This window comes from Amycolatopsis sp. NBRC 101858, from assembly GCF_030269325.1.
GTDB lineage: Bacteria > Actinomycetota > Actinomycetes > Mycobacteriales > Pseudonocardiaceae > Amycolatopsis > Amycolatopsis ponsaeliensis.
Window position 1 is genome coordinate 743,505 of the sequence record NZ_BSTD01000001.1, and the last position, 12,910, is coordinate 756,414.

Annotated in this window: 15 protein-coding genes; 5 read left to right on the forward strand and 10 right to left on the reverse strand. The window is 71.9% G+C overall.

Annotation, left to right across the window (positions count from 1 at the left end; translation table 11 throughout):
• Positions 1 to 41 precede the first annotated feature (41 nt).
• Together QSK39_RS03515 and QSK39_RS03520 are read right to left on the reverse strand one after the other, a co-directional pair.
• Complete coding sequence (locus QSK39_RS03515) at positions 42 to 815, reverse strand: enoyl-CoA hydratase-related protein (RefSeq protein ID WP_285476215.1); 774 nt, start codon at positions 813 to 815, stop codon at positions 42 to 44.
• Entirely contained in the window at positions 812 to 1,774 is a 963-nt protein-coding gene (locus QSK39_RS03520) for a GlxA family transcriptional regulator (RefSeq protein ID WP_285476216.1), read from the reverse strand. Before QSK39_RS03520 ends, QSK39_RS03515 begins: the two co-directional genes overlap by 4 nt.
• 71 nt (positions 1,775 to 1,845) lie before the next feature.
• On the opposite strand from QSK39_RS03520, the gene QSK39_RS03525 reads away from it, so the two are divergent.
• The gene (locus tag QSK39_RS03525) at positions 1,846 to 2,400 is read left to right on the forward strand and encodes a cysteine hydrolase family protein (RefSeq protein ID WP_285476217.1); all 555 of its coding nucleotides are present in this window, start codon (positions 1,846 to 1,848) and stop codon (positions 2,398 to 2,400) included.
• Here the strand turns inward: QSK39_RS03525 and QSK39_RS03530 are convergent.
• The 4 genes from QSK39_RS03530 to QSK39_RS03545 form a co-directional block, all read right to left on the reverse strand.
• Entirely contained in the window at positions 2,393 to 4,408 is a 2,016-nt protein-coding gene (locus QSK39_RS03530) for an ethylmalonyl-CoA mutase (RefSeq protein WP_285476218.1), read from the reverse strand. The two genes, QSK39_RS03525 and QSK39_RS03530, sit on opposite strands and share 8 nt — an antisense overlap.
• A gap of 84 nt (positions 4,409 to 4,492) precedes the next feature.
• Positions 4,493 to 5,089, reverse strand: a complete 597-nt coding sequence (locus QSK39_RS03535) for a hypothetical protein (protein WP_285476219.1) — start codon at positions 5,087 to 5,089, stop codon at positions 4,493 to 4,495.
• A 63-nt stretch (positions 5,090 to 5,152) separates the two neighbouring features.
• Positions 5,153 to 5,689: a PH domain-containing protein gene (locus QSK39_RS03540; RefSeq protein ID WP_285476220.1), complete on the reverse strand. Its 537-nt coding sequence runs from the start codon at positions 5,687 to 5,689 to the stop codon at positions 5,153 to 5,155.
• A gap of 36 nt (positions 5,690 to 5,725) precedes the next feature.
• Positions 5,726 to 6,244: a PH domain-containing protein gene (locus QSK39_RS03545; protein ID WP_285476221.1), complete on the reverse strand. Its 519-nt coding sequence runs from the start codon at positions 6,242 to 6,244 to the stop codon at positions 5,726 to 5,728.
• Between the two features lie 348 nt (positions 6,245 to 6,592).
• Between QSK39_RS03545 and QSK39_RS03550 the strand changes: the two genes are divergently transcribed.
• The 3 genes from QSK39_RS03550 to QSK39_RS03560 are packed head-to-tail and all read left to right on the forward strand — an operon-like array spanning position 6,593 to position 8,511.
• On the forward strand, positions 6,593 to 7,216 hold the full coding sequence (locus QSK39_RS03550; protein ID WP_285476222.1) for a LysE family translocator: 624 nt from the start codon (positions 6,593 to 6,595) through the stop codon (positions 7,214 to 7,216).
• On the forward strand, positions 7,216 to 7,839 hold the full coding sequence (locus QSK39_RS03555) for a LysE family translocator (RefSeq protein WP_285476223.1): 624 nt from the start codon (positions 7,216 to 7,218) through the stop codon (positions 7,837 to 7,839). Before QSK39_RS03550 ends, QSK39_RS03555 begins: the two co-directional genes overlap by 1 nt.
• Positions 7,840 to 7,896: 57 nt before the next feature.
• Positions 7,897 to 8,511: a LysE family translocator gene (locus QSK39_RS03560; protein WP_285476224.1), complete on the forward strand. Its 615-nt coding sequence runs from the start codon at positions 7,897 to 7,899 to the stop codon at positions 8,509 to 8,511.
• Here QSK39_RS03560 and QSK39_RS03565 read toward each other — a convergent pair.
• Genes QSK39_RS03565 through QSK39_RS03575 form a run of 3 tightly spaced genes read right to left on the reverse strand, consistent with a single transcriptional unit; the run spans position 8,508 to position 10,931 of the window.
• A complete protein-coding gene (locus QSK39_RS03565) occupies positions 8,508 to 9,698 on the reverse strand; it encodes an alpha/beta hydrolase family protein (RefSeq protein ID WP_285476225.1) in 1,191 nt (396 codons plus the stop codon). The two genes, QSK39_RS03560 and QSK39_RS03565, sit on opposite strands and share 4 nt — an antisense overlap.
• Complete coding sequence (locus QSK39_RS03570; RefSeq protein WP_285476226.1) at positions 9,695 to 10,513, reverse strand: NAD(P)H-binding protein; 819 nt, start codon at positions 10,511 to 10,513, stop codon at positions 9,695 to 9,697. The genes QSK39_RS03565 and QSK39_RS03570 overlap by 4 nt, the downstream gene beginning before the upstream one ends.
• Entirely contained in the window at positions 10,506 to 10,931 is a 426-nt protein-coding gene (locus QSK39_RS03575; RefSeq protein ID WP_502873240.1) for a nuclear transport factor 2 family protein, read from the reverse strand. The genes QSK39_RS03570 and QSK39_RS03575 overlap by 8 nt, the downstream gene beginning before the upstream one ends.
• A gap of 94 nt (positions 10,932 to 11,025) precedes the next feature.
• Here QSK39_RS03575 and QSK39_RS03580 point away from each other — a divergent pair, with 94 nt between their 5' ends.
• Entirely contained in the window at positions 11,026 to 11,619 is a 594-nt protein-coding gene (locus QSK39_RS03580; RefSeq protein WP_285476227.1) for a TetR/AcrR family transcriptional regulator, read from the forward strand.
• A 1-nt stretch (position 11,620) separates the two neighbouring features.
• Here QSK39_RS03580 and murA read toward each other — a convergent pair whose 3' ends face one another.
• Positions 11,621 to 12,895, reverse strand: a complete 1,275-nt coding sequence (gene murA, locus QSK39_RS03585) for a UDP-N-acetylglucosamine 1-carboxyvinyltransferase (RefSeq protein ID WP_285476228.1) — start codon at positions 12,893 to 12,895, stop codon at positions 11,621 to 11,623.
• Positions 12,896 to 12,910: the final 15 nt, after the last annotated feature.

Sequence of the window (12,910 nt, forward strand, 5' to 3'; positions counted from 1 at the left end):
GGCGAGCGGCCACGACGAAATCCGGGCGAGGCCGGGACGGGTCAGTCGGGCCAGGAGGGCTTGCGCTTCTCCAGGAACGCCGCCATGCCTTCGCGAGCGCCGGGCAGCTGGGACGCCGAAGCCATGACCTCCAGCGCGATCGCGTAGGCGTCGGCCTCGGGCCGGTCGAGCTGGGCGTACAGCGTGACCTTGCCCATCGTCTTGCTGGCCCGGCTGCCGCGCGTCGCCCGCGCCAGCAGCTCCGCGACGGCGTCGTCGAGCTCGTCATCGGGGACGACGCGGTTGACCAGGCCCCAGTCCAACGCGGTGGGCGCGTCGATGACGTCCCCGGTCAGCGCCAGCTCCATCAGGCGCTTGCGGCCGATCGAGCGCGCGACCGGGACCGCGGGCGTGTGGCAGAACCAGCCGCCCTTGCCGCCCGGCAGCGCGAAGCCCGCCGACTCGGCCGCGATGGCGAGGTCGCACGACGCCACGAGCTGGCACCCCGCCGCCGTGGCCAGGCCGTGCACGCGCGCGAGGACGACCTGCGGCACCGACTGCATGGTCTTCATCAGGTCCGTGCACAGCGTCAGCAGCTCGCGCACGCCCATCAGGTCGCGCGCGGCGACGTCGCCGAAGTCGTGCCCGGCGGAGAACACCGGCCCGGCGCCGGCCAGCACGATGCCGGTCGCGTCGGACGTCCCCGCCTCGTGGAACGCGGCGAGCAGCTCGGCCAGGTGGTCCGCGGAGAGCGAGTTGCGCCGCGCCGCGCGGTTCATGGTGATCGTGACGGTGTCGCCGTCCCGCTTGACCAGGATGTGTTCGTACTCGGTCATGCCTCGACGGTAACCCGTCGGAATGTGCGCCGATAGCTGTCCGGCCCGACGCCGACCTCGGCGCGCATCCGGCGTCGGAGGTTGGCCGCGGTTCCCAGGCCGGAGCGTTGCGCGACGCGCTCGACCGGCAACTCGGTCGTTTCCAGCAACCGCTGCGCGTACCGGACGCGCTGCACGCGCAGCCAGCGTCCCGGGGTCACGCCGGCCGCCGCGGCGAACTCGCGGTGGAACGTCCGCTCGCTCATCCGCGCGTGCCCGACGAGGTCCTCGACGCCGATCCCGGAGCCGAGCCGGGCCAGTGCCCAGTCCATTGTGGACGCCAGGCCGGGCTGGGTGGCCGCCGGCGGCAGCGGGGTGTCGACGTACTGCCGCTGCCCGCCCTCGCGAGCCGGGGGCATCACCAGACGGCGGGCGAGCGACGCGGCGACCTCCGCGCCGTGGTCGCGGCGGACCAGGTGGAGACACAGGTCGAGGCCGCCGACGACGCCCGCCGACGTCAGGATGCCGCCGTCGTCGGTGTAGAGCACGTCGCGCTGGAGGTCGGCGCGCGGTGCGGCGACGGTCAAGGCGTCGAAGTCGCGCCAGTGCGTGGTCGCCGGGCGGCCGTCGAGCAGGCCGGCGGCCGCCAGCGTGAACGCTCCCGAGCACAACGCGGCGACGGTCGTCCCCGCCCGGTGCGCCCGCCGCAGTGCCGCGACCGCGGCCGGCGAGACCGGCGCGAGCGGATCGTCGCGGCCCGGCGCCAGCACGAGGTCGCAGCCGACGAGCCCGGCCAGGCCGTGCGTGGCCGCGACGTCACCGAACGGCGAGACGGCCGTGCGCACCCGGCCCTGGCTGCACAACCGCAGCGTGAACGGGCCGATCCCGCTGTCGGTCCGGTCCTGGCCCCAGACCTCGCCGATCACCGCGAGGTCGAACATCCGGGTACCCGGCAGCAGCAGAACGCCGATCGTGCGCATGGCAGGAAAGTACCGCATCGCGCGTCTTCTGCCACTCCCCTGAGCCGGAGAACCCCGCGAAACTCGACGTCATGACCGAAACGGCACTCATCCTGATCGACGTCCAGCGCGGGTTCGACGAGCCCGGCTGGGGACCGCGCAACAACCCCGGCGCGGAAGCGAACATGAAGGCACTGCTCGACGCGTGGCAGGACCGGCGGCTGCCGGTCGTGCTGGTGCACCACGACTCGACCGGGCCGACGTCGTCGCTGCGGCCCGGCCAGCCCGGCAACGACTTCAAGCCCGAGCTCGACGGCGCGCGCCCCGACCTCGTGTTCGGCAAGAAGGTCAACTCGGCCTTCATCGGCGACGTCGACCTCGACGCGTGGCTGCGCAAGCGCGGCATCACGAGCTTCGTCCTGGCCGGGATCCAGACGAACTTCTGCTGCGAGACCACCGCGCGGATGGGCGGGAACCTCGGCTACGACGTGACTTTCGCGCTCGACGCCACGTTCACGTTCGACCTGCCGGGCGTGGACGGCGATGTCGTCACCGCCGACGAGCTGTACCGCGTCACGGCGGCGAACCTGGCGAACCAGTTCGCCACCGTGAAGTCCACCAAGGAGATCCTGGCCGGCCTCAGCTGAGGCCGTGACGCTCCCGGACGAGCGAGACGATGCCGTCCATGATGTCGGTCAGCTCGTAGTCCTTGGGCGTGAACACGCGGGCGATGCCGCGCTCGGTGAGCAGCGCGGCGTCGTCCGGCGGGATGATGCCGCCGACGATCACCGGGACGTCGCCCGCGCCCGCGGCACGCAGGCCGTCGACGACGTGCGGAACGACCTCCAGGTGCGAGCCGGAGAGCACCGAGAGCCCGACGACGTGCACGCCCTCCTGCACCGCGGCCGCGACGATCTGTTCGGGCGTCAGCCGGATGCCCTGGTAGACGACCTCGAAGCCGACGTCGCGAGCCCGGACGGCGACCTGCTCGGCGCCGTTGGAATGCCCGTCGAGGCCGGGCTTGCCGACCAGAATGCGCAGCCGCTCGCCGAGTTCCGCTTCGGTTTCCCGGACCCGGGCGCGGACGCGCTCGATCTCCGGGTCGCCCCCGCCGCCCGCGGTCGCGGAAACCCCGGTGGGCGCCCGGTATTCGCCGAACACCTCGCGCAGCGCGCCGGACCACTCGCCGGTGGTCACGCCGGCCCGCGCACAGTCCACAGTGGCCTCGAAGAGGTTCTCCGTGGTCTGCGCGCGCTCCTTCAATGCGGCCAGCGACCGCTCGACGGCGGCGTCGTCGCGCTGGGTGCGCCACTCCTCGATCGCGGTGACGGCGGCCTTCTCGACGGCCGGGTCGATCGTCTCGATCGCCTTCGCGCCCTCGGCCTGCAGCGGCGACGGCTCGGTCGTCGCGAACTTGTTGACGCCGACCAGGACGCGCTCGCCGTTCTCCATCCCGCGGCGGTACTCGGCGAGCGAGCCGACCAGCTGCGACTTCATGTAGCCGCTCTCGACGGCGGCGACCGCGCCACCGAGATCCTGCACGCGGGCGATCTCCTCGCGCGCGCCGGTCATGATCTCGTCGACCTTGGCCTGGATGACGTGCGAGCCGTCGAAGATGTCCTCGTACTCCAGCAAATCGGTCTCGAACGCGAGCACCTGCTGCATCCGCAGCGCCCACTGCTGGTCCCACGGCCGGGGCAGCCCGAGCGCCTCGTTCCAGGCGGGCAGCTGGATCGCGCGGGCGCGAGCACCGCGCGAAAGCGACACCGCGAGCATCTCCAGCACGATCCGCTGGACGTTGTTCTCCGGCTGGGCTTCGGTGAGCCCCAGCGAGTTGACCTGGACGCCGTAGCGCAGGCGGCGCGCCTTCGGATCCGTTACGCCGTAACGATCCCGCGTGAGCTCGTCCCAGAGCGCGGTGAACGCGCGCATCTTGGCCATCTCCTCGACGAACCGGACGCCGGCGTTGACGAAGAACGAGATCCGCGCGACGACCTTGGCCATGTCGGCCTGCTCGACCTGCCCGGAGTCGCGGACGGCGTCGAGCACGGCGATCGCGGTGCACAGCGCGTAGGCGACCTCCTGCGTCGGCGTCGCGCCGGCTTCCTGCAGGTGGTAGCTGCAGATGTTGATCGGGTTCCACTTCGGCACGTGGTGCACGGTCCACGCGATCATGTCGGTGATCAGCCGCAGGCTCGGGCCCGGCGGGAAGATGTAGGTCCCGCGGGACAGGTACTCCTTGATGATGTCGTTCTGCGTGGTGCCGGTGAGCTTCGCGAGGACCTCGTCCACGTCGCGGCCCTCGGCTTCGGCCTGCTCGCGCGCTACGGAGACGTACAGCGCAAGCAGCCACATGGCGGGCGCGTTGATCGTCATCGACGTGTTGGCCTCGGCGAGCGGGATGCCGTCGAAGAGCCGCCGCATGTCGCCGATGTGCGAGATCGGCACGCCGACCTTGCCGACCTCACCGCGGGACAGCTGGTGGTCCGGGTCGTAGCCGGTCTGCGTCGGCAGGTCGAAGGCGACCGAGAGGCCGGTCTGGCCCTTGGCGAGGTTGCGCCGGTAGAGCTCGTTCGACGCGGCCGCGGAGGAGTGGCCCGCGTAGGTCCGCATCACCCACGGTCGGTCTCGCTCGCGGTCCGTTGGGTACGGCACTGGGCACCTCCGGCGGTGGACGTTTCATGGAGTGTACCGACCGGTAACTTAAGGTGGCAGTGGAATCGGACACGTCCGGGTGACTCAGCGCGGGCCCTGTGCCCGCACGATCAGGTCCCTCACCTGCTCGAAGTCCTCGATCCCCCGGAACTCCACGCGGCGCAGGGACAGCGCCCCGTCCGGCGGCGGCCCCCACGCCGGAGGGGAGAAGAACGCCCCGATCCGGGCGATCGGGTCGGGCCAGCCGAAGGAGAGCGTGCCGGTGCCCGCGCGGCCGATCCGCACGACCGGGGCCGGCACCTGCGCCAGGTACTCCCACCGCACGCGGTACCACGGCCGTTCGTGGATCGCGAGCACCCGCAGCGTCGTGAGGAAGTAGCGAGTCGAGCGCGCCATCCGCTGCCGGACGAAGATCAACCCGGCGGGCGGCAGGAACCCGACCACCGGCATCGGCAGGACGAAGTAGGCCATCGGGTTGTGCCGGACGAGCGACGCGGTGAAGATCAGGGACATCAGCGCGGCCCAGACCAGGGCCACGCCCAGCCAGAGCCACTCCTCGATGTGCAAGGGGTGCCGGCGGGGCCGTCCCGACCACAGCACGTGCTCCCCCGGGAAGAGGACCGCGTCGACGCCGGCCCGATCGCGTTCCTCGGCGGCGACATCGTCACGCTCATCGGTCATCGAGCCTCCCCTGTCTTTGCCCGGCTCACGCACGACACCGCCACGGGGTTGCCCCGATCCGGGTCAGAAGAGCGAATCGTCCGGTTCGCCGGCGGCGCGCCGCCGGTGCGCCGCGCCGATCGCCTTGGCGAGCAGCGCCCGCACCCGCGCGGGCTCGGCGATGCCGGCCAGCACGATGGGGAGCTGCCCGGACTTGTTCCGGTGGGCGCCGTACCTCGCGGCCGCCACGAGGTGCGGCTCGACCGGGCCGAAGGTGATGGTCCCGGTGCCGCCGCGCTCCGGCAGCACGACCGGCGCGGCCAGGCCGGTGAGGCGCACGGTCGTCGTCCGCCGCCACACCACGCCGGCGTCGACGAGCACCCGCCGGTCGGTCACGACGTAGGTCAGCCCTCTGAGCTGCAGGAACCGGACGCCGGCGTGGACGAGCAGCAGGCCACCGCCCACGGCCGTCGCCTGGAGGGCAGGCCGGGTGTCCGCGGCGGACGCGAGCCCGAACAGGCCGAGCAAGACGACCAGGACCAGCATGGCCGCGAAGTGGTCGTAGCGGTGGAACAGCCGCCGGATCACCGGCTTGCCCGTCCACAGCACCTCTTCACTCATGCACCGGGCACGCTCGGGCAGGCCCCGCGGTTGCCCTCAGGCGGCCGAAGTGTCCGTTTCCGGCGGGGCCTGGCGAGCCTTGGCCTCGTCGATGGCCTTGGTGAGCAGGTCGCGGACGCGCTTGGGCTCGCCGACGCCCATCAGCGTCACCTCGCCCGATCCGACGGTGATGGTGCCGGTGCGGGACGGGCCCGGCTTGAGGACCGGCGCCGGCAGCCCGGCCAGTTCGCTGGCGCGTTCCTTCTGCCGGAACAGGCCCGAACGCGCGATGATCCGGCTGTCGGTCACGGCGTAGGTCGTGCGCCCGAGCGCGAGGTACCGCACGGCGGACCGGCCGACGGCGCCGTACAACCCGATCACCAGCACGACGACGGCACCGGCCATGGCGCCGCCACTGGGCTGCTTCGCGAGCAGGAACCAGAGCGCGGCCACGGCGACGATGAGTCCGGCAGGGGCGATCACCCCGTCCGCGGCGACGTAGAACGGGCGCTGGACCGGCTCCCCGGCCCAGAGCACGCGCTCACCGGGTAGAAGATCGATTTCCCCTGCTGACATGGCAGAACACTACTCTGCGGACGCTCGCCGTGCCGAGTTCCGAGCGCGCTGCGCGTGCTCGTGCACTCTCCGTGCCCCCGGGTACCCCGGGCGCGAACGGTGTGACGGAAATCCGCGAGACCTAGCCTGTCGAGGGGGACGATCCGGTGCGGGCTCCGGTCTTCAGCACCGTCTTCGTCGGTGCGGACGGCGATCGCGACGACCGCGGGCCGTGAGATCCTCATCGAGCACGAACCACCCGGTCACGCCGAGGCCGAGCAGGAACAACGCGGTCGGCTGCCACACGGCGAACGGTGTGACGGAAATCCGCGAGACCGGACCCGCACCCGTCGTTTAGCGTGGGCAGCCGTGACGTGGAGTGCTTACGGAAGTTACCTGGTCATCGTGACCCTGATCGTGCTCGCGCCGGGCCCGGACACGATGGTGATGCTGAAGAACGCGCTGTCCGGCGGGTTCCGCGGCGGGCTGCTCGCGTCGCTCGGCATCTTCAGCGGCAACGCCGTCCAGGGCAGCGCCGCGGCGCTCGGGCTCGGCGTCGTCATCGCGCGGTCGCAGCCGGTGTTCCTCGCGCTCAAGTGGGTCGGCGCGGCCTACCTCGTCTTCCTCGGCTTCCAGGCGCTGCGCGGGGCGTTCCGCGGGAACTACGACGTCGTCGAGCAGGTCCAGCGGCGCCGCGGCGGTGGGTTCCGGCGGTTCCGCGAAGGGTTCCTCTCCAACATCACGAACCCGAAGGTGCTGGTGCTGTACCTGTCCGTGCTGCCGCAGTTCCTGACGCCGCAGTCGAGCATCGGGGACTCGCTGGTGCTGGCCTACACCGTCGCGGTGCTCGGCGGCCTGTGGCTGCTGGTGCTGCTGCTGTTCGTGCACCGCGTCCGCGCGTGGCTGGGCCGCCGCCGGGTGCGCCGTACGCTGGACGGCGTCACCGGCACCGCGCTGCTCGGCTTCGGCGCCGCCCTCGCCCTGGAGTCCTGATGACGTGGAGCACCTACCTGGCGTTCGCCGGGACGATGGCGTTCCTGGCGATGATGCCGGGCCCGGACACGATGGTCGTGCTGAAGAACGCCCTGACCGGCGGCGCCCGCGGCGGTGGCTGGGCGTGCGCGGGCATCAGCGTCGCGAACTTCCTGCAGGGCACGGCGGCGGCGTTCGGGCTGGGCGCGGTGATCACGCGCTACCGGCCGTTGTTCGAGACGGTGAAGTGGCTGGGCGCGGCCTACCTGGTGTTCTTGGGAATCCAGGCGTTGCGCGGCGCGTGGCGCGGGAACTACGAAGCCCTCGACGACGTCCGCCGCGCTCGCGCGTCCCGGGGCCGCCGGTTCCGGGAGGGCTTCCTGTCGAACATCACCAACCCCAAGGTGATCGTGCTGTACCTGTCGGTGCTGCCGCAGTTCCTGACCCCGGCGTCGACGCTGGGTGACTCGCTGCTGCTGGCGTACACGGTGGCGGCGCTGGGCGTGGTGTGGCAGGTGGCGTTGTTGTTCTTCGTGCACCGGGTCCGCGCGTGGCTGCAGCGCCGCCGGGTCCGCCGCGCAATGGACGGCGCGACGGGCATGGCCCTGATGGGCTTCGGGGCGGCGCTGGCTTTCGAAGGCTGACCCACCACGATCCGGAACTCGCGGCACCGGGTCACGCCACCGTCCTAACCTGACGTCATGACCTGGGGAACTTACGGCACGTACGTGCTCTTCGTCCTGCTCGTGCTGGTGGTCCCGGGGCCGGACACCGCCCTGGTGCTCAAGAACTCCCTCGCCGGCGGCAAGCGCGGCGGGTCCCTGACAGCGCTCGGCATCGGGTCCGGGAACCTGGTCCAAGGTGTCGCCGCCGCGCTCGGGCTCAGCGCCGTCATCGTGCGGTCCGAGCCGGTGTTCCTCACGCTGCGGTGGGCCGGCGCCGGGTACCTCGGCTACCTCGGCGTCAAAGCCCTCGTCGCCGCCTGGCGCGGGGACTACTCCGCGCTCGAGGCGACCAAGCCGGGCGGCGGGCGGCGCTGGCGTGAAGGTTTTCTCTGCAACCTGACCAACCCGAAGGTCCTCGTCTTCTACCTGTCGATGCTGCCGCAGTTCCTGACCCCGCGGTCCACCGTCGCCGAGTCGCTGCTGCTCGCCGCCACCGTCGGGGTGCTCGCGACGCTCTGGCAGCTCGTCATCGTCGCCGGGGTGCACCGGATCCGGGCGTGGCTGCAGCGCCGCCGGGTGCGCCGCGCGATGGACGGCGCAACCGGGACGGCGCTGCTCGGCTTCGGAGCGGCCCTGGCGCTGGAGAACTAGAGAGTCCGGTCCAGCCAGTCGTAGATCCGGCCGGCCGCCAGCCGCTGGGCGCCGACGTGGCAGTGCGCGTCCGCGCCCTCCTCCGCTGTGAACGTCATCAGCGTCTTCGGGGCGTTCAGGTGGTCGTACAGCCGGCGCGGCTCGGTTTCCGCCTCCCCGGCGAAGAACAGGTCGTCCGCCGCTTCGCACACCAGTGTCGGGCACGTGATCTTCTCCGCGACGCCGTCCTCCAGCGTGTACTCGAGGTACTTCGCGATGAACTCGCGGTCGGTCGCCGCGCCCAGGACGTACCGGCCGTGGTCGCACGCCCAGCGCAGTGTCGAGTTGGCCTCGCGGCCGGCCGCCAGCAGTGCGTCGAACTCCGGGTCCTCCGCGGCCCGCGCCCGGCGGACGATCTCCTCGCGCGGCCACGGCAGCATCGAAGTCACCGCGGACCCCGCGTCGTACACCCCGTCCACCGCGACGACCGCCGCCAAGCGGGATTCGAACGCCGCCGCGCGCGGGGCGAGCACGCCGCCGAGGCTGATGCCGAGCAGCGCCACCCGCGACGGATCCACGCCGTCCAGCTCCAGCGCGAAGTCCACCACCGGCGTGACGACGTGCTCCCAGTCCGGCCGGAACACCAGCTTGTCGCGCCGGATCGCGCTCGGCTGGCCCGGGCCGTCGAACGTCAGCACGTGGTAGCCGCGCTCCGCTCCCGTCGCCGCGCCCATGAAGTGGCATTCCTCGGCGCTGCCGTCGAAACCGCTGTGGATGATCAGCACCGGCTTCGGGCCGGCACCCGGCGCGCGGTAGAAGTACCCCTGCAGAACCGTTCCCTCATAAGGGATTTCGACCGGTTCCGCGACGCCCGCCCGCCGGAAGCACTCGACGCTGCGGTCGTAGGCCGCCGCGATCCGCGGGTCGGCCGGGTCGCCGTGGAGGAAGAACTCGGATGAGAAGTAGTACGTCGACGCGCGCAGCAGCAGGTCCCGCGCGGTGACCGGGCCCGCGTCGGCGGCCTCGGCGTACAGGCGGTCGGCCAGGGCCCGGTAGGCGTCGTGCCAGCTGTCGTAGTCGCCGGCCGTCACGGTCGACGCGGCCGCGAGCACCTCGCCGAAGTCCGAACCGCCGTAGGCCGCGTGACCGAACAGGCGCAGCGTCTCGAACCAGAACTGCGGGTCTTCGGTGAACATGAGCTGCTTCATCGGATCTCTTCCTCCACAAAGGTTTCGAACGGGCGAGCAGGACGGCCGGTGACCTCTTCGACGGCCGGGGTGACGCGGTCTTCGGCGCCGCGCCGGATGTCCTCGTCGAGCGCGGCGAGGACGGCGGAGAACTCCGCCGGGATTCCGGCCGCGGTCAGCCGGGCCGCGAATTCGGCGGTGCCCACCGCGCGGTGCCGCACCGGACGGCCGGTGTGCGCGGCGATGATCGACGCGGCTTCGGAATAACGCACCGCACGAGGACCGGTGAGCACGTGTTCGGTGTTGTGCGGTTCGGGATCGGTCAGCGCGCGGACGGCGACCGCCGCGATGTCGCCGGCGTCGACGAACGCGACCCGCGCGTCCCCGGTGGCGGTGACGATCTCGCCGTCGCGGACGCCCCGGGCGACGAGGTGCTCGCCGGTGAAGTTCTGCATGAACCAGGACGGCCGCAGCACGGCCCACTCCGGCGCCGCGCGCACCAGCCGCTGCAGGTCGCCGAGCCCGGGCGTGTCCGCCGTGACGGCCGACGAGCTGAGCAGCACGACCCGGCGGACGCCCGCGGCCAGGGCGTCGTCGAGGAACGGCGACACCAGCTTCGCCGGAGAAGCCTCGCCGATCGGCGGCAGCAGGTACACCGCGGAGACGCCGCGCAGCGCGTCAGCGTGGGTCGCGCGGTCGGTCCAGTCGAACCGGACCTGCCCGGGCTCGCCCGGCTTGCGCGTGGCCGCCCGCGCGGCGAACCCCGCGTCACGCAGGCCCGCGACCACGCGACGGCCCGTGGTGCCGGTGCCGCCGAGGACCAGGACGTCAGCCACCGAAGGCCGCCGTCAGCTCGTCGACGCCGCCGAGGATCTCGGCCGCGGCCAGCGGGCTCCAGTAGTCGCGGTAGTGGCGGATTTCGCCGTCCTCGACGGTGATCACCGCGATGTACGACAGCTCGTACGGCTTCCCCGTGGCCACGACGACCCCGGCGACCGTGAACTCGGCGACGACCACCGCCGGGTCGGTCGTCTCGTGCACGGTCTTGGCGACGACCTCGCGGATGTCCAGCAGGTTCGGGTAGTCGCGCAGGTAGTCGCGGATCGCGTCACGGCCCTCGACGCGCTTCGGGCAGCCCGGGCCGGCGAACGGGAACTCCAGGACGCCGTCGGGTGCCCACAGCCCGGCGAACCCGGCCATGTCGTGCTTGAGCAGCAGGTCGATCCCCTGATCGACGAGGTCGCGCAGCCCCATCGGAACCTCCTTGGACGTTTGGACGATACGGTACCGTCCCGACGTCAGGTTAGACGGGACGGTACCGTCCCGTCCACCCGCTACACTGCGCTCCATGGCACGCACCCCGACCGGCGCCGCGGTCCTCCAGCCCGAGGTCACGCAGGCGATCAGTGACGCCGTCATGTGGGAACTCGCCGAGCAGGGCTACGGGCGGCTGTCAATGGAGGCGGTGGCGAAACGCGCCGGCGTCGGCAAGAGCGCGCTGTACCGGCGGTGGGTGTCGAAGGAGCACATGATCGCCTCCGTCGTGACGGAGTTCAGCGTGACCCGCGCGGCGGAGGCCGACACGGGCTCCCTGCGCGGCGACCTGCACGAGACGATGCAGGCGCTGATCGACTGGCTCACGCACCCGCTGTTCTCGCGGATCCTGCCGGACCTGGTCGCGGAGGACGCCCGCAACCCGGACCAGGGCCGCGGCCTGCGCGAGGCCATCGGCGGCCCCCGCCGCGAGGTCGGCGAGGCGATGCTGCGCCGCGCGATCGCCCGCGGCGAGCTACCCGCGGACCTGGACATGGAACTGGCGCTCGACACCCTGGCGGCGCCGATCTACTGGCGCCTGGTGGTCCGCCTGGCCCCGGCGGAGCCGGACTACGTGGACCGCCTGGTGGAGTTCGCCCTGCGCGCACTCGGCGCGCAGGGCGCGTGACTCAAGCCCGCTCGGGCTCGCCGCTGACGCGCTTGATGTTCGCGCCCAGGCGGTTCAGGTTCTCCACGAAGTGCGGGTAGCCGCGGTCGATGTGGAAGACGTCCCAGACCTCGGTGACGCCGTCCGCGCACAGGCCCGCCAGCACCAGGCCGGCACCCGCGCGGATGTCGGAGGCCCAGACCGGCGCGCTGGAGAGCCGCTCGACACCGCGGACCACCGCGTGGTGGCCGTCGGTGCGGGCGTCACCCGAGAGCCGGATCATCTCCTCGATGAACCGGAACCGGGCCTCGTAGACGTTCTCCGTGATCATCGACGTGCCCTCGGACACCGCCGAGAGCGCCACCGCGAACGGCTGCAGGTCGGTCGCGAAGCCGGGGTACGGCAGCGTCACCCAGTCGACCGCCTTCGGGCGCTCCGGCTGGACCACGCGGAAGCCCTTGTCGCCGAACGTCTCGACGTCCGCGCCGGCCAGCTGCAGCTTGTTCAGGATCAGGTCGAGGTGGTGCGGGTTGACGCCGCGGACCGTGATGTCGCCGCGGGTCATCGACGCCGCGAACGCCCAGGTCGCGCCCACGATCCGGTCGCCGATCACGCTGTGCTGGGTCGGGTGCAGCTGCTCCACGCCGTGCACGGTCAGCGTCGACGTCCCGGCGCCCTCGATCTTCGCGCCCATCTCGATGAGCATCGTGCAGATGTCGATGATCTCGGGCTCGCGCGCGCAGTTGTCGATGACCGTGGTGCCCTCGGCGAGAACCGCCGCCATCAGGATGTTCTCGGTCGCGCCGACGCTCGGGAAGTCGAGCCAGATCTGCGCGCCGACCAGCGTCTCGGCCTTCGCGACGACGCAGCCGTGCTCGATGGTGCTCGTCGCGCCCAGCTTGCGCAGGCCGTTCTGGTGCATGTCCAGCGGGCGCGAGCCGATCGCGTCGCCGCCCGGCAGCGCGACGACGGCCTGCTTCAGCCGCCCGACCAGCGGGCCCAGCACGCAGACGGACGCGCGCAGCTTGCCCATCGCAGCCGAGTCCGCGCGGTGCGACAGCTCGGCCGGCGTCGTGATGGTGGCGGTGTCGCCCTCGATCACGACCTCGCAGCCGACGCTCCGCAGCACGTCGCCCATCAGCGGGACGTCGAGGATCTGCGGGCAGTTCGTGATGGTCGTGGTGCCCTCGGCCAGCAGGGCCGCGGCCATCAGCTTCAGCACGCTGTTCTTGGCGCCGACCACGTCGACCTCGCCGACCAGCCGGGCTCCGCCATGCACGTCGAAGTGCTCGCTCATGGCCGCCAATCATGC